Source organism: Streptomyces sp. NPDC052301, assembly GCF_044593395.1.
In the GTDB taxonomy this organism is placed as follows: Bacteria; Actinomycetota; Actinomycetes; order Streptomycetales; family Streptomycetaceae; genus Streptomyces.
The window spans coordinates 55,815-77,473 of the sequence record NZ_JBIUBE010000006.1; the positions used below are offsets into that span (position 1 = coordinate 55,815).

At 72.9% G+C, this 21,659-nt stretch carries 20 protein-coding genes and 3 pseudogenes; 12 read left to right on the forward strand and 11 right to left on the reverse strand.

What is annotated here, in order from left to right:
- Positions 1-168: 168 nt before the first annotated feature.
- Positions 169-729, reverse strand: a complete 561-nt coding sequence (locus ACIHEJ_RS17935) for an ATP-binding protein (protein WP_400136277.1) — start codon at positions 727-729, stop codon at positions 169-171.
- 309 nt (positions 730-1,038) lie between these two features.
- Entirely contained in the window at positions 1,039-1,416 is a 378-nt protein-coding gene (locus tag ACIHEJ_RS17940) for an STAS domain-containing protein (protein WP_400136279.1), read from the reverse strand.
- Between the two features lie 246 nt (positions 1,417-1,662).
- Between ACIHEJ_RS17940 and ACIHEJ_RS17945 the strand changes: the two genes are divergently transcribed.
- Both ACIHEJ_RS17945 and ACIHEJ_RS17950 read left to right on the forward strand, forming a co-directional pair.
- On the forward strand, positions 1,663-2,559 hold the full coding sequence (locus tag ACIHEJ_RS17945) for an RNA polymerase sigma factor SigF (protein ID WP_400136282.1): 897 nt from the start codon (positions 1,663-1,665) through the stop codon (positions 2,557-2,559).
- A 291-nt stretch (positions 2,560-2,850) separates the two neighbouring features.
- Complete coding sequence (locus ACIHEJ_RS17950; RefSeq protein WP_400136284.1) at positions 2,851-4,404, forward strand: ricin-type beta-trefoil lectin domain protein; 1,554 nt, start codon at positions 2,851-2,853, stop codon at positions 4,402-4,404.
- Between the two features lie 51 nt (positions 4,405-4,455).
- Here the strand turns inward: ACIHEJ_RS17950 and hutI are convergent, their stop codons facing one another.
- Genes hutI through hutU form a run of 4 tightly spaced genes read right to left on the reverse strand, consistent with a single transcriptional unit; the run spans position 4,456 to position 9,945 of the window.
- Positions 4,456-5,667 (reverse strand): imidazolonepropionase, encoded by a 1,212-nt coding sequence (gene hutI, locus ACIHEJ_RS17955; RefSeq protein ID WP_400136287.1) that lies wholly within the window; start codon positions 5,665-5,667, stop codon positions 4,456-4,458.
- Positions 5,668-5,696: 29 nt separating this feature from the next.
- Complete coding sequence (locus tag ACIHEJ_RS17960) at positions 5,697-7,034, reverse strand: formimidoylglutamate deiminase (protein ID WP_400136290.1); 1,338 nt, start codon at positions 7,032-7,034, stop codon at positions 5,697-5,699.
- Positions 7,031-8,233, reverse strand: a complete 1,203-nt coding sequence (locus ACIHEJ_RS17965) for an allantoate amidohydrolase (protein ID WP_400137469.1) — start codon at positions 8,231-8,233, stop codon at positions 7,031-7,033. Before ACIHEJ_RS17965 ends, ACIHEJ_RS17960 begins: the two co-directional genes overlap by 4 nt.
- A gap of 47 nt (positions 8,234-8,280) precedes the next feature.
- On the reverse strand, positions 8,281-9,945 hold the full coding sequence (gene hutU, locus ACIHEJ_RS17970; RefSeq protein WP_400136292.1) for a urocanate hydratase: 1,665 nt from the start codon (positions 9,943-9,945) through the stop codon (positions 8,281-8,283).
- 139 nt (positions 9,946-10,084) lie between these two features.
- Between hutU and ACIHEJ_RS17975 the strand changes: the two genes are divergently transcribed.
- From ACIHEJ_RS17975 to ACIHEJ_RS17995, 5 genes are all read left to right on the forward strand, one after another.
- On the forward strand, positions 10,085-11,458 hold the full coding sequence (locus ACIHEJ_RS17975; RefSeq protein ID WP_400136295.1) for a diaminopimelate decarboxylase: 1,374 nt from the start codon (positions 10,085-10,087) through the stop codon (positions 11,456-11,458).
- A 180-nt stretch (positions 11,459-11,638) separates the two neighbouring features.
- Complete coding sequence (locus ACIHEJ_RS17980) at positions 11,639-12,022, forward strand: hypothetical protein (protein WP_400136298.1); 384 nt, start codon at positions 11,639-11,641, stop codon at positions 12,020-12,022.
- Positions 12,019-12,855: a transcriptional regulator gene (locus ACIHEJ_RS17985; protein WP_400136300.1), complete on the forward strand. Its 837-nt coding sequence runs from the start codon at positions 12,019-12,021 to the stop codon at positions 12,853-12,855. Before ACIHEJ_RS17980 ends, ACIHEJ_RS17985 begins: the two co-directional genes overlap by 4 nt.
- Positions 12,856-12,886: 31 nt before the next feature.
- Positions 12,887-13,396, forward strand: coding sequence for a roadblock/LC7 domain-containing protein (locus tag ACIHEJ_RS17990; protein WP_400136303.1), 510 nt, complete (start codon positions 12,887-12,889; stop codon positions 13,394-13,396).
- Between the two features lie 20 nt (positions 13,397-13,416).
- On the forward strand, positions 13,417-13,791 hold the full coding sequence (locus ACIHEJ_RS17995) for a hypothetical protein (RefSeq protein WP_400136305.1): 375 nt from the start codon (positions 13,417-13,419) through the stop codon (positions 13,789-13,791).
- 17 nt (positions 13,792-13,808) lie between these two features.
- On the opposite strand, the gene ACIHEJ_RS18000 is transcribed toward ACIHEJ_RS17995, so the two are convergent.
- From ACIHEJ_RS18000 to ACIHEJ_RS18010, 3 genes are all read right to left on the reverse strand, one after another.
- The gene (locus ACIHEJ_RS18000) at positions 13,809-14,393 is read right to left on the reverse strand and encodes a hypothetical protein (RefSeq protein WP_400136307.1); all 585 of its coding nucleotides are present in this window, start codon (positions 14,391-14,393) and stop codon (positions 13,809-13,811) included.
- Positions 14,394-14,497: 104 nt separating this feature from the next.
- Positions 14,498-15,346 carry a MurR/RpiR family transcriptional regulator gene (locus tag ACIHEJ_RS18005; RefSeq protein WP_400137471.1) on the reverse strand — a complete coding sequence of 283 codons (849 nt, stop codon included), beginning with the start codon at positions 15,344-15,346 and terminating at the stop codon, positions 14,498-14,500.
- 104 nt (positions 15,347-15,450) lie between these two features.
- Positions 15,451-16,959 carry an aromatic amino acid ammonia-lyase gene (locus ACIHEJ_RS18010; protein WP_400136310.1) on the reverse strand — a complete coding sequence of 503 codons (1,509 nt, stop codon included), beginning with the start codon at positions 16,957-16,959 and terminating at the stop codon, positions 15,451-15,453.
- 117 nt (positions 16,960-17,076) lie between these two features.
- Between ACIHEJ_RS18010 and ACIHEJ_RS18015 the strand changes: the two are divergent.
- From ACIHEJ_RS18015 to ACIHEJ_RS18030, 4 genes and pseudogenes are all read left to right on the forward strand, one after another.
- Positions 17,077-17,184, forward strand: a pseudogene (locus ACIHEJ_RS18015) (ABC transporter ATP-binding protein); the annotation flags it as partial.
- Positions 17,185-17,349: pseudogene (locus ACIHEJ_RS18020) on the forward strand (ABC transporter substrate-binding protein); the annotation flags it as partial.
- Positions 17,350-17,353: 4 nt separating this feature from the next.
- Positions 17,354-17,677 (forward strand): annotated as a pseudogene (locus ACIHEJ_RS18025) (cytosine permease); the annotation flags it as partial.
- A gap of 10 nt (positions 17,678-17,687) precedes the next feature.
- Positions 17,688-18,113 carry a hypothetical protein gene (locus ACIHEJ_RS18030; RefSeq protein ID WP_400136313.1) on the forward strand — a complete coding sequence of 142 codons (426 nt, stop codon included), beginning with the start codon at positions 17,688-17,690 and terminating at the stop codon, positions 18,111-18,113.
- Between the two features lie 15 nt (positions 18,114-18,128).
- Here ACIHEJ_RS18030 and ACIHEJ_RS18035 read toward each other — a convergent pair whose 3' ends face one another.
- Positions 18,129-18,890: an SDR family oxidoreductase gene (locus tag ACIHEJ_RS18035; protein ID WP_400136315.1), complete on the reverse strand. Its 762-nt coding sequence runs from the start codon at positions 18,888-18,890 to the stop codon at positions 18,129-18,131.
- Positions 18,891-19,052: 162 nt separating this feature from the next.
- On the opposite strand from ACIHEJ_RS18035, the gene ACIHEJ_RS18040 reads away from it, so the two are divergent.
- Positions 19,053-19,889, forward strand: coding sequence for a helix-turn-helix transcriptional regulator (locus tag ACIHEJ_RS18040; protein ID WP_400137474.1), 837 nt, complete (start codon positions 19,053-19,055; stop codon positions 19,887-19,889).
- A 318-nt stretch (positions 19,890-20,207) separates the two neighbouring features.
- Here the strand turns inward: ACIHEJ_RS18040 and ACIHEJ_RS18045 are convergent, their stop codons facing one another.
- The gene (locus ACIHEJ_RS18045) at positions 20,208-21,596 is read right to left on the reverse strand and encodes a cystathionine beta-synthase (protein WP_400136316.1); all 1,389 of its coding nucleotides are present in this window, start codon (positions 21,594-21,596) and stop codon (positions 20,208-20,210) included.
- Between the last annotated feature and the right edge of the window lie 63 nt (positions 21,597-21,659).

Below are 21,659 nucleotides of genomic sequence, written 5' to 3' on the forward strand. Positions count from 1 at the left end.
CCTGACGACATGACGGACGCATTTCCTGACGGCACATCAGATTTGGCCGTCAAGGTACGCCGGGGGTCGTGAGGAAGGAAGACACGTCACACGCCGGAGTTGTGGCGATCCGGCGCGTGTGTCGGGGTGCCGGAGTGGAGACGGAGACTCGGGAGGTGCCCGCAACCGTCAGGCGGGCGCGCCCAGTTCGGCCCAGACCGTCTTGCCGGGACGGCCCTGCACCCGGACCACGCCCCAGTCCAGGCACAGCCGCTGCACGATGAACATGCCGTGCCCGCCGGGCCGTCCCGCGCGGTGCGGAGTGCGCGGCGCCGGCTGGCCGGTGCCGGAGTCGGAGACCTCCACCCGGATCACCTTGTTGTCACAGGCGAGGAGCAGCTCGTCGGGGCCCTCGGCGTGCAGGCAGGCGTTGGTGACCAGCTCGGAGACGACGAGCAGGACGTCCTCGGCGGCGGCCCGCTGGTCGGCGGTGGCCGCGGGCAGCCAGCCCCACGCGTACAGCGCCTGCCGGCTGAAGTCGCGGGCGAGCGGGACGACCCCGCTCTCACCCCGCAGGCCGAGCCTGCGAACCTGTGGCCCCCGGACCTCCGGAGTACCGCCGGAAGCCCCGGACGGCGCGGCTGCCCCCGTGGCGGCGCCGGCAGCCGGCGCACCCCCCTCGGACGCCCCGGAAGCGCCGCTGGGCTCCGGGCCGCGGTCGCCCGGCGAGTAAGGCCGGGTGGTGCTCATCAGCGCTTCACCTCACCGATTCACCAGTTCACGATTCAAAAGTCCGGCACCGGCCGGTGCCGAACGGTCCGTACGCCGTACGCCCGCCGCCTGCGCGGGCCTCCCTGCCCACCCGTCCGTCGCCCGCGCGGCCCGTCCAGGTCGTTCGCCGGTTCCGGACGATCCGGCGGCCGGCTGTCGTCAGGGCTCTCTGCTGCTGTCTCCTGCCCTCTCCTGCCCGGCCGAGCCCAGGGAACACCACCGTCTTCGGCGTGGCTGGTGCAACGCCCGGAGAGGCCGGTGCGTGGCAGGGGCGGCCGGGTCGAGGGCTCAGTCGGCACCGTCGGCCAGGGCCGCCTCCAAGGAGTCGTGCAGGGTGAAGACCGCCTCGGCGCCTGTGATCTCGAACACGCGGGCGACCACCGGCTGCATTCCGGCCAGATGGACCCCGCCCCCGGCGGCCTCGGCCTTCAGCCGGGCCCCGAGCAGGACGTTCAGCCCCGTGGAGTCGCAGAACTCCAGGCGCGAGCAGTCCACCACGAGCCGCGAGAAGCCCTTGGCCAAGAGGTCGTCGAGGGGCTCACGCAAAAGATCGGCGGTGTGGTGGTCGAGTTCACCCGCCGGTGTCACTACGGCGCTGGAGCCCTCTTCCCGCACCTCCACCAGAAGCCGGCCCGACTGTGCGCTGCCGACCGTCCCGTGGTCCATGCCGTCTCTCTCCCGAGGTCGTGGCTGCTGATGCCCTCGAACATTACGCCTTCCATCCACACTCCGACACCCGAACAACCTCACACAACCGGACATATCGCAACAGAACGCACTTGCGATCCGTTCGGTGAAGCGGGTAGGGCTAGTAGGACACCTGCTCCTACACGCCGGCTTCGGAGGCGCCCGCACACCGCAGTGCACGTTTTGGCTCCGGCAGCCTTATGCCGAGAACGATGGAGGACACCCATGTCACCCCGGCTCGACGCATCGCCTACCCCGCTCGCGACGTCGACACCCCCACCGGAACAACTGGATCATCCCATCGACGCCCTCGACGCCTTCGAGGGACTCCCGGAGATCCCCCCGTACGACGAGATCGGCCCGGTCGACGCGCGGGCCCTGTCCAAGACCCTGTTCGAGCGCCTCGAGTCGCTGGAGGAAGGGACGCACGAGTACTCGTACGTCCGCAACACGCTCGTCGAGCTCAACCTCGCGCTCGTCAAGTTCGCCGCCTCCCGCTTCCGCTCCCGCAGCGAGCCGATGGAGGACATCATCCAGGTCGGCACGATCGGCCTGATCAAGGCGATCGACCGGTTCGAGCTTTCGCGTGGTGTGGAGTTCCCCACATTCGCGATGCCGACCATCATCGGTGAGATCAAGCGTTTCTTCCGCGACACCTCGTGGTCCGTGCGCGTCCCGCGCAGGCTGCAGGAGCTGCGCCTGGACCTGGCGAAGGCCGGGGACGAGCTGGCGCAGAAGCTGGACCGCGCGCCGACGGTCGCGGAACTCGCCGAGCGCCTCGGCATCTCGAACGACGAGGTCCTCGAGGGCATGGCCGCTTCGAACGCCTACACCGCCTCCTCGCTGGACGCCCAGCCCGAGGAGGACGAGACCGAGGGCGCGCTCGCGGACCGCATCGGGTACGAGGACCACGGTCTGGAGGGGATCGAGTACGTCGAGTCGCTCAAGCCCCTGATCGCGGAACTCCCGGCCCGGGACCGGAAGATCCTCTCCCTGCGGTTCGTGGCGAACATGACCCAGTCGGAGATCGGTGAGGAACTCGGCATCTCCCAGATGCACGTGTCCCGGCTGCTGTCCCGCACGCTGGTACGGCTGCGCAAGGGGCTGACGCTGGAGGAGTGACCCTCCGGGTCGTCGTCTCCGTTCGTCGAGGTTCGACGAACGCGTCGTACGCGTCGTATCCGTCGTATGCGTCGTATGCGTCGTATCCGTCGAAGCGGTCCGGCCGTCGGTGCCGGACCGCTTCGGCATTCCCGCGTCGGGACCTGCCTCTCCGGATCCGGTGGGTACCCCAACTCCCCAACCGTTATGCGGTTACCCGCGGAAACCTCTTTCCCCGGCCGTCCCCCTCCACCAGCATGGGGCCCCCAACTGGCCGGTGGGCCAGACGCCTTTGCGAACGGAGGATGCCGGATGGCTCAGGGCGACCGGGCCGAGACGGACGGGGGCCACGAGGACACACCGGACGCGCGCCTGACCGAACTGCTGCGCACCCGGACGCCGACGGCGTACCCCGCGCTGCAGGAGCTGCGCCGGCGGCACCAGCCGGCGGTCCTCGCCTACGCGCGGCTGTGCGCCGCGAGCGAGTCCGTGGCGCGCCGGCTGGCGGCGGAGGCGTTCACCACGGTGGCCCGCGAGACGGCCCGCGGCGCCGAGCCGGGCGTCCCGCTGCGCCATCGGCTGCTGCTCGTGACCGCCGCCTCCGCGGCCTCCTGGGCACGCGACGAGCGCTCCGCGGGCATCGACCCGGGCCTGCTGCTGGTGCTGAACGCGGCCGGACTGCCCGAGGGCCCGACGCCGCCCCTCCTGACCGCCTTCCAGGCATTGCCGTCCCGCACCCAGGGGCTGCTCTGGTACGGGGTGCTGGAGCGGGAACCGCAGGAGCGGACCGCCGCATACCTGGGCCTGAGCCGCGCCGACGTGGCCCACGGCACCCCGCAGGCCCTCAAGGCCCTGTCCCGGTCCTGCCTCACACACCGCCTCGCCGCCTCCGACGACCCGCGCTGCGCCGACTTCCGCCGGCTGATCGAGGAGGCCGTACGACCGGACGCGCCGCGCTACAGCGCCGACCTGGACGCCCACATGGCGGGCTGCCCGCACTGCACGGCCGCGTGCGAGGACCTGCGGGCGCTCAGGGAGGCGCCGCGCGAGACCCTGGCGGAGGGCCTGCTGCCGTGGCACGGCACGGCGTACCTGCACCGGTCCGAACCGCCGCGGCCGCTTCCCGTGGGCGGCCCCTCCGACCAGGCGCCCTGGCCGCCCGCGCGCCGTCTCCTGCTGATGTCGGCGGCCCTGGGCGTGGCCATGGTCCCGCTGCTGGTGTTCCTTCTCACCCCGGCCGACGGTTCCGACGGGCAGCAGCGGACGGCGGCGACCCCGAAGCCACCGCCCGTGACGGTGACCGCGACGGTCTCCGCCACCCCGTCCCCCTCGGCGTCCCCCTCGGCCTCCCCGTCGCGGTCCTCTTCCTCCGGGCCGCCGCGTCCGACCAGGACGTCACACCCCCCGACCACTCCCCCGCCGCGCCGGACGACCCCCGCGCCGGCGCCCCCGCCCGCACCCCCGGGCACCTCCTTCGCCCAGGTGGTGAACCTGGCCACGGGCCGCTGCCTGGACATCCGCGACGGCGACCTGGACCAGGGCAACGACGTCGTCACCGCCCCCTGCTCGTCCGCCTCCACCCAGCGCTGGCGCTACGACACCCGCCTGGGTGTGCTCCGCTCGGCCGCCGACGACGACTTCTGCCTGGACAGCCGGGGCTCGGTCGACCGGGGCGTGGGCATCTGGGGCTGCGACTCGGTCTACGGCAGCAACGGCGACAACCTCCGCTTCACCGTCGATCCCGACGGCACGATCCGCCCGGACATCGCCATCGAGACGGCGGTGACCCCGGACGGCCGGTACGGCGTGGCCCTGGAACCCCTCGACGGCGGCCAGGAGCAGCGGTGGCGGGCCGGGGCCGCCTGAACCCGGCCCCGGTACCGCCTCCGCCCGTCGCACCAGCCCCGCCTCCGCCCGTCACACCACTCGCTCACCCCGGCGCCACACCCCGCTGACCAGCGGCACGCCCGGCCGGTAGGCGAGGTGGACGTGGCTGGGGGCGTCCAGGAGGGTCAGGTCGGCGCGGGCGCCGGGGGTGAGGCGGCCGATGTCGGTGCGGCGCAGGGCCGCCGCGCCGCCCGCCGTGGCCGACCAGACCGCTTCGTCGGGGGTCATCCGCATGTCGCGGACGGCCAGGGCGATGCAGAAGGGCACGGAGGAGGTGAAGGAGGAGCCGGGGTTGCAGTCCGTCGACAGCGCCACCGTGACGCCCGCGTCCAGCAGGCGGCGGGCGTCGGGCCACTCCGCCCGGGTGGAGAACTCCGCGCCGGGCAGGAGGGTGGCCACCGTGTCGCTGTTCGCCAGGGCGTCGACGTCCGCGTCCGTGAGATGGGTGCAGTGGTCGGCGCTGGCCGCGTCCAGCTCGACGGCCAGCTGGACGCCGGGGCCGTAGGAGAGCTGGTTGGCGTGGATGCGGGGGTGCAGGCCCTTCGCCTTGCCGGCGGTCAGGATCGCGCGGGCCTGGTCGCCGTCGAAGGCGCCCTTCTCGCAGAAGACGTCGATCCAGCGGGCGTGCGGTGCGCAGGCGTCCAGCATCTCGCCGGTGACCAGGGCGACATAGGCGGCCGGGTCGTCGGCGTGGTCCGGCGGGACGATGTGGGCGCCGAGGTACGTCACCTCGTCGGTGTGCCGGGCCGCGATGCGCAGGGCGCGGGACTCGTCCTCGACGGTGAGGCCGTAGCCCGACTTCGTCTCGAAGGTGGTGGTGCCCTGGCGGAGGGCTTCGGCGAGGTAGTGGGTGAGGTTCGCCTCCAGCTCGGCGTCGCTCGCCGCCCGGGTGGCCGCCACCGTGGTGCGGATGCCGCCGGCCGTGTAGGAGCGGCCGGACATGCGGGCGTTGAACTCCTGCGTGCGGTCGCCGGCGAAGACCAGGTGCGAGTGCGAGTCCACGAAGCCCGGCAGCACCGCCCGGCCGCCCGCGTCGACCCGGTTGTCAGTGGCGGGTGCTTTGCTGGATTCACCGGTCCACGCGATGCGGTCGCCGTCGATGACGACGGCCGCGTCCTGGATCAGACCGAGAGGGGAGCCTCCCCCGCTCTCGAATTTGCTCGAGCGGGGGGACCCCGATCCGAGGGAGGGATCGTTGGTGACCAGCGTGGCGATGTTGGTGATGACGGTGCTGCTGCTCATGGTGTCGTCCTTGTGGGGGTCGGCGGTCCTCAGCCGCGCAGGGCTTCGACGGCGGCGGCCAGCGCCTGCGGCACGTCCGGTACCAGCGTGTGCGCTCCGTCGCGTACGACGTGCCGGCCGCCCACGACCGTGTGCCGTACGTCCGCCGCGCTCGCCGCGAATACGGCCGTCTCGGCGCCCAGCCGGGGCACCGGCCCCGCTGTTCTGACGGAGTCGAGGGCGACGGTCGTGAAGTCGGCCGGTGCTCCTGTCTCCAGGGTGCCCGCCTCCTCCCAGCCCAGGGCCGCGTGACCGTCCGCCGAGGCCGCCCGCAGCAGGGCCGCGGCCGTCCAGTGGCCCCGGGTGCGGGTGCGCAACCGCTCGTTCAGCTCCATCGCGCGCGCCTCTTCGAGCAGGTCGATGACGGCGTGGCTGTCGGAGCCGAGGGAGAGCGGGGAGCCTGCCCGCTGCAGGGCGACGGCGGGGCCGATGCCGTCGGCGAGGTCGCGCTCGGTCGTCGGGCACATGCAGGTGCCGGTGCCCGAGCCGCCGAGCAGGGCGATGTCGTCGTCGGTGAGGTGGGTGTTGTGCACACCGGTGGTGCGCGGACCGAGGACACCGTGGTCGGCGAGCAGCCGGGTGGGTGTGCGGCCGTGCGCGGCGAGGCAGGCGTCGTTCTCGGCGGTCTGCTCCGACAGGTGCACATGGAGCGGGGCCCGTCGCTCCTCGGCCCACCGTGCCACGGTCGCCAACTGGTCGGCGGGCACGGCCCGTACGGAGTGGATCGCCGCCCCGATCCGTGCGTGATCCCGTTCCTTGAGAACTGCACAGCGTTCGGCCCAGGCCTCCGCGCTGCCGTCGGAGAACCGCAGCTGGTGCGGGCTCGGCGGCTCGCCGAAGCCGGAGGAGAGATAGCAGGTGTCGAGGAGGGTGATCCGGATGCCGGCCTCGGCGGCGGCCGCGATCAGCGCCTCGCCCATGGCGTTGGGATCGGCGTAAGGGGTGCCGCCTGGCGCGTGGTGCACGTAGTGGAACTCGCCGACACAGGTGATGCCCGCCAGCGCCATCTCGGCGTACACCGCGCGGGCGAGGGCGTGGTAGCGCTCCGGGGTGAGGCGCTCGGCGACGGAGTACATCACCTCGCGCCAGGTCCAGAAGGTCCCGGAGCCGACCTGGACCGTGCCGCGCAGCGCCCGGTGGAAGGCGTGGCTGTGGGCGTTGGCCAGGCCGGGGAGGGTCAGGCCGCGCAGCACCTCTGCGCCGGGCGGCGGGGTGGGCGTCCCGGTACGGACGGCGCTGATCCGCCCGTCCGCCACCTCGACCACGACGCCCGGCTCGACGTGCGTGCCGAGCCAGGCGTGCTCCAACCAGTAGGTTCCTCGGGTCACCTGCAGGCCAGCCCTTCCAGTACGTCGGCGAGCGCGTGCACCCCGGCCACGCAGTCGTCCTCGGCCGCGAACTCGGCCGGGGAGTGCGAGACACCGGTGGGGTTGCGCACGAACAGCATGGCGGTCGGAATGCTGCCGGAGAGGATTCCGGCGTCGTGTCCGGCGCCGGTTCCGAGGACGGGCACCGTCAGCTCACTGTCCCTGCCCAGGATGCGGCCGAGTTCGTCGCGCAGGGCGTGGTCGAACTCCACGACCGGCGTGAAGGACTCCCGGACGACGTCCAGGTCGATGCCGTGGGCGTCGGCGTACTCCCGGGCGGCCTTCTCGATGCCGCCGACCACCGTGTCCAGGGTCTCCTGGTCGGCGGCGCGGGAGTCGAGCCAGCCGCGCACCAGCGAGGGGATCGCGTTGACGCCGTTCGGCTCGACGGAGATCTTCCCGAAGGTGGCGACGGCACCGGCCAGCTCGGCCTCCCGGCGGGCGGCGAGCACGGTCTCGGCGTACGACAGCATCGGGTCGCGCCGGTCGACGATCCGGGTCGTGCCCGCGTGGTTGGCCTCGCCGCGGAAGTCGAACCGCCAGCGCCCGTGCGGCCAGATGGCACTGGCGATGCCGACCCGGTCGCCGGACAGGTCCAGCGCGCGGCCCTGCTCGACGTGCAGTTCCACGAAGGCGCCGATGCGGGCCAGCCGCTCGGGGTCGGCCCCGATGGCATCGGGGTCGTATCCGGCGGTCTCCATGGCCTGCGGCAGGGTCACACCGTCGCCGTCGGTGAGCCGGTGGGCGGCCTCGACCGTCAACTGCCCCGCGGTGAGCCGGGAGCCGACACAGGCGAGCCCGAACCGGGCCCCTTCCTCGTCACCGAAGTTGACGACGGCCAGGGGCCTGGTGAACCGCACCCCCCTGCCGCGCAGCTCGTCCAGGGCGGCCAGGGAGGACACGACCCCGAGGGGCCCGTCGAAGGCCCCTCCGTCCGGCACGGAGTCCAGGTGCGACCCGGTGACCACCGCGTCGCCGGCCGCCGGGTCACCGAGCCAGGCCCACTGGTTGCCGTTCCGGTCGACCTCGTAGGCCAGCCCGCGGTCCTCGACCTGCTGCTTGAACCAGGCCCGGCAGTCGGCGTCGGCCCCGGTCCAGGCGTAACGGCGGTAACCGCGGGACTCGGGGTGCCGCCCGAGGGGGAGCAGCTCCGCCCACATCTCGTGGAAGGAGCTGCCACCGACGGGCTGCGAGACCTGATCCTGACTCACGCGTCGTCACCCTCGCGCATGGGAATGCGCACGCCCCGCTCGGCCGCGACGGACTCCGCGATGTCGTACCCCGCGTCGACGTGCCGGATGACACCCATGCCGGGGTCGTTGGTGAGGACACGCCGGATCTTCTCGCCGCCGAGCTTCGTACCGTCGGCCACCGTGACCTGCCCGGCGTGGATGGACCGTCCCATGCCCACGCCACCACCGTGGTGGATGGAGACCCAGGACGCGCCGGAGGCCACGTTCACCATGGCGTTCAGCAGCGGCCAGTCGGCGATGGCGTCGGAGCCGTCGAGCATGGCCTCGGTCTCGCGGTACGGCGAGGCCACCGACCCGCAGTCGAGGTGGTCGCGGCCGATCGCCAGCGGAGCCGCCAGCTCACCGGAGGCGACCATGTCGTTGAAGCGCTCACCGGCCTTGTCCCGCTCGCCGTAGCCGAGCCAGCAGATGCGCGCGGGCAGGCCCTGGAAGTGGACGCGCTCGCCGGCCATCTTGATCCAGCGGGCCAGGGACTCGTTCTCCGGGAACAGCTCCAGGAGCGCCTTGTCGGTCTTGGCGATGTCGGCCGGGTCGCCGGACAGGGCGGCCCAGCGGAAGGGGCCCTTGCCCTCGCAGAAGAGGGGGCGGATGTACGCGGGGACGAAGCCGGGGAAGGCGAACGCCCGGTCGTAGCCGGCCAGCTGGGCCTCGCCGCGGATGGAGTTGCCGTAGTCGAAGACCTCGGCACCGGCGTCCATGAAGCCGACCATGGCCTCGACGTGCTTCGCCATGGACTCGCGCGCACGCGTGGTGAAGCCGGCCGGGTCCTTGGCGGCGGCGTCGGCCATGTCCTCGAAGGCCACACCCACCGGCAGGTAGGACAGCGGGTCGTGGGCGGAGGTCTGGTCGGTGACGATGTCGATGGGGGCGTTCATCGCGAGCAGCTGCGGGACCAGTTCGGCCGCGTTGCCGAGGACGCCGATGGAGAGCGGACGGCGGGCGTCCCGAGCCTCGGTGGCCAGCTGGAGCGCGTGGTCCAGGGAGTCGGCCTTGACGTCGAGGTAGCGGTGCTCGATGCGGCGGTCGATGGCCCGCGGGTCGCAGTCGATGCAGATCGCGACGCCGTCGTTCATGGTGACGGCGAGGGGCTGGGCGCCGCCCATGCCGCCGAGGCCGGCGGTGAGGGTGATGGTGCCGGCGAGGGTGCCGGCGAACTTCTTCGCGGCGACGGCGGCGAAGGTCTCGTAGGTGCCCTGGAGGATGCCCTGGGTGCCGATGTAGATCCAGGAGCCGGCGGTCATCTGGCCGTACATGGTCAGGCCGAGGGCCTCCAGACGGCGGAACTCCTCCCAGTTGGCCCAGTCGCCGACCAGGTTGGAGTTGGCGATGAGGACGCGCGGGGCCCACTCGTGGGTCTGCATGACGCCGACCGGACGGCCGGACTGGACCAGCATGGTCTCGTCCTGCTTGAGGGTCCGCAGGGTGCGCACCATCGCGTCGAAGGAGCGCCAGTCACGGGCGGCCTTGCCGGTGCCGCCGTAGACGACGAGCTTGTCGGGGTGCTCGGCGACCTCGGGGTCGAGGTTGTTCTGCAGCATGCGCAGGGCGGCTTCCTGCTGCCATCCCAGGGCGCTGAGTTCCGTGCCGCGCGGAGCTCGTACGGGGCGGGGTCCCGACATCGTCTGCCTCCTCCTGTTACTACGTCTATTCACATCCTGGACGTCTGAATAGAACTAGTCAATACATCGGGGTGCCTCCGTCCGCACGCCGTCGGTGTTTGGCTGGATGTACGTGAGGCGGACCCGAGGGGAGAGATTCGTGGCGCACGACATCGAGACCGAGGCGCGAGACCGTGCCGCCCGGCGGGACGAGGCGGTGCGGGCGGCGGTGGAGCAGGGACTGCTGGGGCCCGAGGCGGCCGTGGTGGGGCTGCTGGACGTCACCGGCATCCGGGAGTCGGCGGCGGCACTGCGGGCGGCGTTCGAGGCGGTCCTCGCGCCCGGGACGCCGGTGCTGCACGCCTTCGCGGTGAAGGCGACCCCGCTGGTGCCGGTGCTGCGGCTGCTGCACGAGGCGGGGATCGGCGCGGAGGTGGCCAGCCCGGGCGAGCTGGCGCTGGCGCGGGCCGCCGGAGTACCGCCGGCCCTGACCGTGCTGGACTCGCCCGCCAAGACCCCGGCCGAGCTGCGCGAGGCGCTGACGCTGGGCATCGCCGTGAACGCCGACAATCCGCAGGAGCTGGACCGCCTGGACGCCCTCGTACGCTCCACGCCCCCGCGGTCCCCCCTGGGCATCCGGGTGAACCCGCAGGTCGGCGGCGGGACCATCGGGGCGACCTCGACGGCGACGGAGACCTCGAAGTTCGGCGTGGCGCTGCGGGACGAGGGGGCGCGCGAGTGGGTCGTACGCGCGTACCTGGAGCGGCCGTGGCTGACCCGGCTGCACGCGCACACCGGTTCGCAGGGCATCCCGCTGCCACTGATGGTGCGGGGCGCGGCGGAGACGTACGCGCTCGCGGAGGAGATCAACGCGTGCGCGGGGCGGCGGCAGATCGACACGCTCGACATCGGCGGCGGGCTGCCGGTGAACTTCACGGGCGAGGCCACGACACCGTCCTACGCCGACTACGCGCGGCTGCTGGCCGACCAGGTGCCGGGGCTGTGCGACGGGCGGTACGGGCTGGTGACCGAGTTCGGGCGGTCACTGCTGGCCAAGCACGGGACGGTGGTGGCGCGGGTCGAGTACGCCAAGAGCGCGGGCGGGCGGCGGATCGCGGTGACGCACGCGGGCGTGCAGGTGGCGACGCGGACGGTGTACGCGCCGGGGGCGTGGCCGCTCAGGATCGCCGCGTACGACGCCAAGGGGCGGCCGAAGGCGGGGCCGGAGGTGGTGCAGGACGTGGCCGGGCCGGCCTGCTTCTCCGGCGACCTGCTGGCCGAGGCGCGCGCACTGCCGCCGCTGGAGCAGGGGGACTACGCGGCGGCGCTGGACACGGGGGCGTACTACTTCGCGCACCACTACGCCTACAACTCCCTCGCCCGGCCCGGCATCCACGGCTTCGCGCCGGACGGGTCGGGGGGCGTGGTCTTCGCGACGGTACGGGAGCCGCAGACGATCGCGGAGGTGGTGGCGGAATCCGGAGGGGCGCACTCGTCCACGCTCACCACCCTGCATGCTCCCGAGAGCCGTTGACGTACTCCTGTCGCCCTCGAACAAATGGATCAACGGTCGTGTAACACACGTCAGTTGACCAACCCTAGTACGCCGAAAGCACGTTCCACTGGAAAATGCCAAAGGCTCCACCTTCCCCGCGCACGGTGCGTAGTGTCGGCGTCACTCAACCGGAGTCCCAGGCGCGGGAGGGGAGCCACGGTGCCCGGAATCGACGAGTGCCTGCTGGAAGCGATGCGATTGCCCGGTGCCCGGGGCGCCGCACTGGTGGACTGGACGAGCGGGCTCGCCCTCGGCACGGTCGGGGAAGCGCCCGGCGGGGATCACGAGACGACCGCCGCCGAGGCCGCCGAGCTGGCCCGGATGGCCGCCGAGCACGGCTCCTTCGCGGCACCGGGGAACGAGCACGCCCCGGTGGAGGACCTGATCATCAGCAACCGCGACAGCTACCACCTGCTGCGGTTCCTGGACACGTCCTTCGACAGCAGCGTCTTCCTGCACCTGTGGCTCGGCCGCGAGGACGGCAATCTCGCGCTCGCCCGGATCCGGCTCGGTGAGATGGCCGCCCGGCTGGTGCTGGGATGACCATGGTGCGGACACCTCCGCCGCCCCTGCCGGTGCGGGACAAGGCGGCCACGCGCGCGCTGTCGCCGATGCTGACCCGGCTCGCCGAGGAGCGGGCCACCGGCGTCCTGGAGCGCGAGCACGGCACCCTGTACCTGGCCGAGGGCCGGGTGGTGCACGCCGAGAGCCCCCTCGCCCCCGGTCTCGACGTGCTCCTCACGGCCCACGGCACCCTCGCGACCGCCGCCTGGCAGCGGGCCGCCGCCGAGTCCGCCGGCCCGCTGAAGGCCGCCGAACTGCTCTGGGGATCCGACCTGTTGCCGGCGGGCGCACTGGAGCTGTGCCATCTGGACGCGCTGTACGACGCCGGGTTCTTCGCGCTGGCGCCGAGCAGCACCCCGGGCCGGTTCCGGTACGACTCCACGCCCCGCCTCGGCCCGCTGCCCTCGGTGCCGGTCGTCGCGCTGGAGCGCGAGACGCTGCGCCGCCGGCTGCTGCTGCACCGGCTGTGGCCGGACCCGGCCGCCGACAGCGCCCCGCTGATCCGCGCGGACCCGGCCGCCGGACCGGCCGGCGTGGCGCCGGTAGCGCCCCGGCAGCGGGCGGTCCTGGACCGCGTGGACGGCGTCCGGACGGCCACCGGGATCGCCCGGGACCTGGGCCGGCAGGCGTTCCACACGCTGGTCGACGTGCGCCGGCTGGCGGCGGCCGGGCACGTCACGCCGCGTCCCGTGGCGCCGCTGCCCACGCCCTCCGCACCGCCGCCCCCACTCCCACCCCCACTGCCACCCCGGGTCACCGACCCCGACATCGCGCTGCTGAAGAGGCTCAGGGATGCGCTGGAGGCGCTTTGAACGGCACCGCCCCGCCGAAAGGAGAGAGCTGATGGTGTCCCAGGAGGACCTCAAGGTGGTCCTGGACGAGCTGCACCGGCTGCGCACCCGTGTCCCGCAGCTCACCGGCGCCCTGGCGGCAGGCGTCGACGGCCTCGTCGTCGCCCACGACACTCCCGGAGTCGACCCGGAGGGGCTGTCGGCGCTCACCGCCGCCGCGCTCGGCGTCGCCGTCCGGATCTCCGACTCCACCGGACACGGCGGCTTCCGGGAGCTGCTGGTGCGCGGCGAGGGCGGCTACGTCGCCACCTACGCGGCCGGCCGCACCGCCGTACTGACCCTGCTCGCCGAGGGCCGGGTCAACGTCGGCCGGCTGCACCTCGAGGGCCGCCGGTCCGGCGCCCGCATCGGGGAGCTGCTCGACGCCGCCGAGGCGGCGGCCCCGGCCTCCCGGCCGACCGGGAGGCCGCTGGGCGCCGTCAGCGCCGCGCCCCCGATCCGTACCCGCACCCGTACCCCCCGCACCACGAGCGCCGAAGCGCGCCCTGCAACCGACAGTTGAACGATCCGAGAGGACTCACCATGGCCAACACCGAGACCGCGCTGAAGGAATGCCTGACCTCCATCGAGGGCGCCTCCGGCGTAGCGCTCGTCGACTACACCAGTGGCATGGCACTGGGCACGATGGGCGGCAGCAAGACCTTCGACCTGAACGTGGCCGCCGCGGGCAACACCGACGTGATCCGCGCCAAGATGCGCACGATGGAGATGCTCGGCCTCAAAGGCGATATCGAGGACATCCTGATCACGCTCTCGGACCAGTACCACCTGATCCGGCTGCTCAAGAGCCGCGGCGGCAACGGCCTGTTCCTCTACCTGGTGCTGGACGCCTCCCGGGCCAACCTGGCGATGGCCCGGCACCAGCTGAAGAAGATCGAGGAGGAACTGGAGGTCTGAGCCACCCGCCGGGGGCGTCAGACGAGGGCAGCGGTACGGCGGCGGGCCCCGCCCGGGGCGGCGTCGCCGGCCGCGATGCCCGTACCGCGCAGGCCCTTCACGGCCTTGCCCGCAGGGCGCCCGCCGCGCCGGTCCAGCCAGTCGACACGCACCCACAGCAGCAGGTCCCCGGCGCGCTCGCGCCGCCCGATCCAGGCGGCCTTCAGCCTCAGCCCGGCACCGAGCCCGGCGAGCAGCGAGCCGCCGGCCGCGGGCACCGCGAAGCCGGAGCCGAGCGCCACGGCGAAGGCCAGCAGCAGCCACCATCGATGGCCCCGGCGCCAGTTGCGCACGGTCACCGCCCGGTCCTGCAGCACGTCGTACTTGCCCGCACGGGCCGCCCCGCGGGCGAGGGCGGCGTAGCGCTTGCGGCGCGCCAGCGCCACCACGGCCGCGCCCACGAGGAACAGCGCGGCCCCGGCCGACACCCCGATCCGTCGCCCGGTCAGCCCTTCCGGCACTCCGCCGATCCCGGCGGCGATCACACCGAACCACCACATGGGGGCGGCCCCGGCCCGTACGACGACGGCCACCCGGGCCAGCCCCTGTCCTCCGCGCGCCACGTCAGCCTCCCGTGTCACGTCCGCACACAGCGCCTGCGTCTCGTCAACGACTTCCTCGGCACGCTAGCGGCAGAACGTGAGACGAATCTGAGAACGCCCGGCCTTCACTCGACGAACAGGCCGCGCGCCGCCGCGCCCGCGTCGAAGTCCTCCAGGCGGGCCTGGGCGTCCGGCAGGTCGTCGCACATCGCCTCCAGCAGGACCCGGCCGAGCAGCATCGGCGCGCACGCGGTGTCGAAGGCGAGGCCGGTGCCGACCGCGGCGGGCAGCAGCAGGTCGGAGTGCTTGGCGACCGGCGCGAAGGCGGAGTCGGCGACCGTGACGACGCTCAGCCCCGCCTCCTGGGCGTAGGCGAGGGTGTCGACGACCTCGCGCGGATGCCTGGGCAGGGCGAAGCACAGCAGCGCGGTGGCGCCCGCGCGGACGGCGGCGTCGATGCGGTCCTGGATCATCGTGCCGCCCTCGTTGAGCAGCCGGACGTCCGGGTGGACCTTGGCGGCGAAGTAGGCGAAGCCGTACGCCTGGGAGGCGGCGGCGCGCAGCCCCAGCACGGGCAGCGGGCGGGAGGCGGCGAGGACACGGCCGGCCTTCTGCACCGGACGCGGGTCGGCGAGCAGCTCGGCCAGGTGCCTCAGGTTCTCGATCTCGGCCTCGACGGCGAGCTGGTACTCGTTGTGGACGCCGCCCTCGGGGGCCGGTTCGGCGGGCACGACCTCGCGCAGGTGCTTGCGCAGGGCGGGGTAGCCGTCGAAGCCGAGGGCGACCGCGAAGCGGGTCACCGAGGGCTGGCTGACCCCGGCCAGTTCGGCCAGCTCCACGCTGGACAGGAACGGTACGTCGGCGGCGCGCCGGACCATGCTGTGCGCGATCCGGCGCTGGGTCGGCGTGAGGCGGTGACCCTCGAAGAGCGCCTGCAGCCGGTTGGCCGGGCTGTCCGTCACGCCGGATGTCATCCCCGTACTCCTGTCGGCAGTCCTGTCCGCGCTCCGGTCCGCGTTCCTGTCCGCGTTCTTCTCCGTGTTCTGCCCCGTGCTCTTGTCGACGCTTCCGTCCACGCTCATGACGCGCTCCCCCTCCAGATGTCCGTGAACCGGTCGAGCAGTGCGGCCGCCGTCGTCACGTCGTCCGTGAGCGGCCGGTCGGCCGGGGCGTCCTCGAGGAGCGACTCGGCCAGCGCGAACGCCCGTCCGGCCGGCAGCCCCGGGTCGGGCCTCAGGTCGCGCTGGCGCAGCGCCCGGACGGCGGCCACGAGCTCGCAGCCGACCACCAGGCGGTACGCACCGCACGCGCGCAGGGTCTGCCGCGCGGCGAGCGAGGCGAAGCTCGCCTGTTCCTCGACGCCCCGGGAGAGTACAGCGTGGCCCAGGGAGGCGGGGGCGGAGAAGGCCCGCAGGTCACCGAGGGCCGCCCCGGCCGCGTACTCCAGGATCATCACGCCGGAGGAGGCCGGCTCGTGGTCGGCGAGGAAGGGGCGCAGCCGGGTGTAGGCGGGCTCGTTGAGGGTGGACAGGCGGGACGTGGACAGCCGGGCCACCTGGGTCACCGCGAGCCGGAAGTGGTCCAGGGCGAGGGCGAGTTGTGCCTGGTAGAAGCCGCCGTGGTGGTAGGCGGCGAGGTCCTCGGGGGCGATGAGCGGGTTCTCGGCCGCCGCGTTGATCTCCACGGCCAGCACCTGCTCCAGGGTGTCGGCCGCGTCGTGCGCGGGGCCGTGGATCTGGGGCAGGCAGCGGAAGCCGTAGGGATCCTGGATCCGGCCGAGCGGCGGGGTCGGGCGGTCGGCGGCACCGATCAGCTCCCGCATCCGCCGGGCCACCTCGGTGCTTCCCCGGTGCGGTCGGGCGGCGTGCACGGGGGCGGCGTACGCCTCGTGGGAGCCGTCGACGGCGAGCAGGGACAGCGCGGCGACGACCTGGGTGGCGCCGACGAGCCCGCGCAGTTCGTGCAGGGCGAGCGCGGACTGGCCGAGAGTGAGGGCGTTGCTGCTGATCAGGGCGAGGGCGTCGTTGTTGTCGAGGAGCTGCGGCTCGGGAGCGCCCGCGCCGCGCCACGGGTGCTCACCGGCCAGCGCGAGCCCCGTCTGGGCCAGGGCCGCGATGTCGCCGGTGCCGACGGAGCCGAACTCGTTGACGACCGGGTACGCGCCCGCCCGCAGGGCCTCGCACAGCGCGGTGACCACGCCGGGCCGCAGCCCGGCACCCCCGGCCAGCAGCTGGTTGGCCCGGACGGCGAGCATCGCGCGCACCTGGCGGGCCGGGAGCTGCTCCCCGATGGCGCCGGCGTGACTGCGCAGCAGACGCAGGCCGTGTCCTGCGGCGGCGTCGGTGGGCACGTCCTCGTTCCGGTTCGCACCGACGCCGGTGGAGCGGCCGTAGACGCGTCCGGTGGCCGCGATGCTCCGGGCGGCGTTCCAGGACTCCTCCGCCCGCCTCATCGCGTCGGGGTCGGGGACGGGCCGCGCCGCGCCGTCGGCCAGGCGTACGACGTCCTCGACGCCGAGTGCGGCGCCGTCGAGGACGACGGGCGCGGACCGCACGGACACCGGCGCGTCCACGATGCGAGACGACATCAAGCCCAAACTCCCCTCATCCCGGACATCCGTTCTTCCTCTGCGGTCATCGATTACCTCGGTTTAACACCGGAGCATTGACAACCTATTCAGACACCAAGAACTCTGCATGACGTTATGCAGCCGGGCAAGGGACATCTCATGATCCAGTGCGATGCGGTCCACAAGCGTTTCCCGAACGGCACCACAGCAGTCCACGACCTCAGCCTGGAGATGCCGGAGGGCCTGGTCGTCGGCGCCGCCCCCGAAGTGAAGAAGCGCCAGGTCGGAGCGGTCGGCCTGAAGGAGGTGTACGGCGTGGAGTTCAAGGAGTTCAAGTCGCTGGACTCCGACGGCCCGCCGGTCAAGGGCGCCCTGAAGAAGGGCGACGTGGACGTGGCGAACGCCTACGCCCCTGGTCGACTACCACCTCATCTCCGAGGAGCGCTACGACATCCCGGCCCTGTCCGACCCGCACGGCCGCTACGGGGCATGGCGCTGGGACGCGCTCGCCGTGTACGCGGCCGGCCTCCTCGCCCAGCTGCCGTTCCTCGCCACGGGCTTCTACACCGGTCCCCTGGTGGACCCGCCGGGCGGTGCGGACGTCTCCTGGATCGTCGGCCTGGCCGTACCGGCGCTGCTGTACCGGCTGGTCGCCCGGAAGGACGCGGCGCCCCCGGCGGAGCACCCGCAGGACAGGGGGGCTAACCCCAGTGCGCCGGGTCTGACCGCTCCTTAGGCTGAACGGCATGAGCACACCGGATGCCCGGGACGTCGACCTCAAGAAGGACCTCGACGCCACCGTGCGGGCACGCAGGGAACTGGGCGACGACTACGACACCGTCCTGGTGGATTCCTTCCTGGAGAAGGTCGAGCAGCGGATCGACGACACCGTGGACCGCCGGGTGCGCCGGCACCTGGCCGAGCAGCAGATGACGGTGGCCCGTGGCACCCGGCAGCCGAGGTCGGCCGACTCCTGGGGCGAGCGGTTCGGCTTCGCCATCGTCTCGCTGGTCCTGGCGATCCCGCTGACCGCGCTCGGCGGCGTCTTCGCCGGCATCGGCGGGGTTGCGGTCACCTGGGGCGGCATCGTCGGTGTGAACATCGCCCAGGCCGTGCGGCTCAACCCGGAGCTCCTCGACGGACTCCGCGGGCGGTCCGCGCAGCGGGACTGAGCGGACCCGCCCGGCTCAGGCCTGCCGGGTCGGCAGGACCATGATCTGGCGGAGATTGACGTGCCGGGGCCGGCTGGTGGCGTAGGCGACGACGTCCGCGACCTCGGCCGCCGCCAGCCCGCCGATCGCCTCGAACATGCCGTCCAGCTGCCCGGACAGCTCCGTGCTGTCGACGTGCGAGGCCAGTTCGGTCTCCGTCAGCCCCGGCTCGATGTTCGTCACCCGGACGTCACGCGGCCCGAACTCGGTGCGCAGGGACTGCGAGAGGTAGGTGACGGCGGCCTTCGTGGCGCCGTACACCGCGTAGTTCGGGAACGGGACGTGGGCCCCGATGGAGGAGATGTTCACCAGGTCGGCGGCGCGGCCCTCGCCGGCGGCGGCGACCAGGTCGGCACCGAAGCCGCGGATGACCCGCAGCACACCGGTGACGTTGGTGTCGAGCATCCGCTGCCACTCGTCGATCCGGCCCTCGACGACCGGGTTCGGGAGCATGACACCGGCGTTGTTGACGACGAGGTCCGCGGGTCCGAACGTCTCGTGCACCAGGTCCCGGGCGGCCGTCACGGACGCGTCGTCGGTGACGTCGGCGGCCACCGCGAGGGCCTCGCCGCCGTCCGCCCGGATCTTCTCCACCAGCGCCCGGAGCCGGTCCGCGCGCCGGGCGAGCAGCGCCACCCGGGCGCCCTCGGCGGCGAGCTGCCGGGCGAGGGCCTCGCCGATGCCGCTGGCGGCCCCGGTGACGACGGCGGTGCGGCCGGACAGGTTCTCGTACGACATGGGTGTTCCCCCTGGTTCCTCCCGCCGGGGCGTCTCCCCGGCGGCTGACACCACCCTCGCCGGGCTCCGCGGCCGTACCCAGGGATGCGCTTTTCCTGGGTCTGCCAGTACCAGGACGGCGATCGGCCGCTCCCCTACGATCGGCGTATGGACGGGGACTGGCTGGAAGGGGAAGTCGGCGACTTCCTGCGCTCGCGCCGCGCTCGGATCCGGCCCGAGGAGGTGGGGCTGGCCAGCCACGGGCGGCGCCGCGTACCGGGCCTGCGCCGGGAGGAGGTGGCGCAGCTCGCGGGGGTCAGCGTCGACTACTACATCCGGCTGGAGCAGGGGCGGGGGCCGAGCGTGAGCGATGCCGTGCTGGACGCGATCGCCCGGGTGCTGCGGCTGGACGAGACCGAGCACGCCCATCTGCTGACGGTGGCCCGTCCCCGCCGGCAGCGCGGGAGGCAGCGGGCCGCTGCGGACCGGGTGCGTCCCGGGGTCCAGACCATGCTCGACGGCATGGAGCGCAGTCCGGCGCTCGTGCTGGGCCGCCGCATGGAGGTCCTGGCCTGGAACGCCCTGGGCGACGCGGTGATGGGCTTCAGCCGCATGGCGCCGGCGGAGCGGAGCATGCCCCGGCAGGTGTTCCTGGTCCCGGCCGGCCGGGACCTCTACCCCGAGTGGCACGCGGTGGCCGCCCAGACGGTGGCCCATCTGCGCCTGAGCGCGGGCCGCTGGGCCGACGACCCCGAGCTGTGCGCGCTGGTCGGCGAACTCTCCCTGAAGAGCGAGGACTTCCGCCGACTGTGGGCCGACCACGAGGTCAAGGAGTGCGCGTACGGCGTGAAGAAGCTCCGGCACCCGGTGGCGGGCCTGCTGACCCTGCCGTACGAGACCCTGAGCCTCCCCGCGGCCCCGGACCAGACGGTAGTCGTCTACACCCCGGAGCCGGGTTCGGAGACGGCGGAACGCCTGGCCCTGCTGGGCAGTTGGGAGTCGAGCGGCGCGGCCCGCTGAGAAGACTTTCGCGGGGACCGCCGCACCCCCGTTGCCGGGGGGCGGGACGACGGCGGTCCCCGCGAGGGACGCGGGCCGGTCAGGGCCTGGCTTGCGCGTCCGTGGCGTCCATGGAGGTCCGGGAGCCGCTCCGGAGGTCCTTGGCGCCGTTCGGCGCCGGCCCGGGAGGGGAGCCGCTCCCTCCCTGCCGACACCCCCTAATGTGCCGGACCCGTGTTAAGCGGGTACTGCGCGCACGTGACACTTGCGGTACGGCTCGACCGGCCCGGGACACCGGAAGTTCGCCTCGGCCACGCGCGGTTCACCGCAGGTTCGCCGCTACTTCCCGCCCTTGGCCAGGAAGGCCAGCAGGTCCTGCCGGCTGACCACACCGGTGGGCTTGCCCTCGACCAGGACGATCGCCGCGTCGGCCGCGCCGAGCACCTGCATCAGGTCGCCGACCGGCTCACCGGAGCCGACCTGGGGCAGCGGGGCGCACATGTGCTTCTCGAGCGGGTCGTCGAGGGAGGCACGCTTGGAGAACAGGGCGTCCAGCAGTTCCCGTTCGACGACCGAGCCGACGACCTCGGCGGCCATCACGTCCGGGTGACCGGCGCCCGGCTTGACGACCGGCATCTGCGAGACGCCGTACTCGCGCAGCACCTCGATGGCCTCGCCGACGGTCTCCTCGGGGTGCATGTGCACCAGGGAGGGGATGGCACCGGCGGCCTTGTCGTTCAGGACGTCGGCGACGCGGGCGCTGGGGCCCTCGTCCTCCAGGAAGCCGTAGTCGGCCATCCACTCGTCGTTGAAGATCTTGCTGAGGTAGCCGCGCCCGCTGTCGGGGAGCAGGACGACCACGACGTCGTCCGGGCCGAGCCGCTCGGCGACCCGCAGCGCCGCGACGACGGCCATGCCGCAGGAGCCGCCGACGAGCAGCCCCTCCTCCTTGGCCAGACGGCGGGTCATCTGGAAGGAGTCCTTGTCGGAGACGGCGACGATCTCGTCCGCGACCTTGCGGTCGTAGGCGGTCGGCCAGAAGTCCTCACCGACGCCCTCGACCAGGTACGGCCGGCCGGAGCCGCCGGAGTACACGGAGCCCTCGGGGTCGGCGCCGACGACCTTGACCTTGCCGCCGCTGATCTCCTTCAGGTAGTTGCCGGTTCCGGAGATGGTGCCGCCGGTGCCGACGCCCGCCACGAAGTGGGTGATCTTCCCCTCGGTCTGCTCCCACAGCTCGGGGCCGGTCGAGTGATAGTGCGAGAGCGGGTTGTTGGGGTTGGAGTACTGGTCGGGCTTCCAGGCGCCGGGGGTCTCACGGACCAGCCGGTCGGACACGTTGTAGTACGAGTCCGGGTGCTCGGGAGCCACGGCGGTCGGGCAGACGACCACTTCGGCGCCGTAGGCCCGCAGCACGTTGATCTTGTCGGTGGAGACCTTGTCGGGGCAGACGAAGATGCACTTGTAGCCCTTCTGCTGGGCCACGATGGCGAGTCCGACCCCGGTGTTTCCGCTGGTCGGCTCGACGATGGTGCCGCCCGGCTTCAGCTCCCCGCTCTGCTCGGCGGCCTCGATCATGCGCAGGGCGATGCGGTCCTTCACGGAGCCGCCCGGGTTGAAGTACTCCACCTTGGCCAGGACGGTGGCCTGGATGCCCTGGGTGACACTGTTGAGCCGCACCAGCGGGGTGTTGCCGACGAGGCTGATCATCGAGTCGTGGAAATGCACCGTTGTCTCCGGTTGCTTGCAAAAAACTGTGGTCGTAGTTGTGTCGCCAGCCTAAGGCCCCCG

What these genes read in the sequence shown, in the direction of transcription:
- ACIHEJ_RS18035 (WP_400136315.1), bottom strand. Translation starts at nt 18,890, where the DNA reads ATGTCGTACGAGAACCTGTCCGGCCGCACCGCCGTCGTCACCGGGGCC.
- ACIHEJ_RS17990 (WP_400136303.1), top strand. Translation starts at nt 12,887, where the DNA reads ATGGTGTCCCAGGAGGACCTCAAGGTGGTCCTGGACGAGCTGCACCGG.
- ACIHEJ_RS17995 (WP_400136305.1), top strand. Translation starts at nt 13,417, where the DNA reads ATGGCCAACACCGAGACCGCGCTGAAGGAATGCCTGACCTCCATCGAG.
- ACIHEJ_RS18010 (WP_400136310.1), bottom strand. Translation starts at nt 16,959, where the DNA reads ATGTCGTCTCGCATCGTGGACGCGCCGGTGTCCGTGCGGTCCGCGCCC.
- ACIHEJ_RS17945 (WP_400136282.1), top strand. Translation starts at nt 1,663, where the DNA reads ATGTCACCCCGGCTCGACGCATCGCCTACCCCGCTCGCGACGTCGACA.
- ACIHEJ_RS17965 (WP_400137469.1), bottom strand. Translation starts at nt 8,233, where the DNA reads ATGTGGGCGGAGCTGCTCCCCCTCGGGCGGCACCCCGAGTCCCGCGGT.
- ACIHEJ_RS17985 (WP_400136300.1), top strand. Translation starts at nt 12,019, where the DNA reads ATGACCATGGTGCGGACACCTCCGCCGCCCCTGCCGGTGCGGGACAAG.
- ACIHEJ_RS17940 (WP_400136279.1), bottom strand. Translation starts at nt 1,416, where the DNA reads ATGGACCACGGGACGGTCGGCAGCGCACAGTCGGGCCGGCTTCTGGTG.
- ACIHEJ_RS17950 (WP_400136284.1), top strand. Translation starts at nt 2,851, where the DNA reads ATGGCTCAGGGCGACCGGGCCGAGACGGACGGGGGCCACGAGGACACA.
- ACIHEJ_RS17935 (WP_400136277.1), bottom strand. Translation starts at nt 729, where the DNA reads ATGAGCACCACCCGGCCTTACTCGCCGGGCGACCGCGGCCCGGAGCCC.
- hutI (WP_400136287.1), bottom strand. Translation starts at nt 5,667, where the DNA reads ATGAGCAGCAGCACCGTCATCACCAACATCGCCACGCTGGTCACCAAC.
- ACIHEJ_RS18030 (WP_400136313.1), top strand. Translation starts at nt 17,688, where the DNA reads ATGAGCACACCGGATGCCCGGGACGTCGACCTCAAGAAGGACCTCGAC.
- hutU (WP_400136292.1), bottom strand. Translation starts at nt 9,945, where the DNA reads ATGTCGGGACCCCGCCCCGTACGAGCTCCGCGCGGCACGGAACTCAGC.
- ACIHEJ_RS18005 (WP_400137471.1), bottom strand. Translation starts at nt 15,346, where the DNA reads ATGACATCCGGCGTGACGGACAGCCCGGCCAACCGGCTGCAGGCGCTC.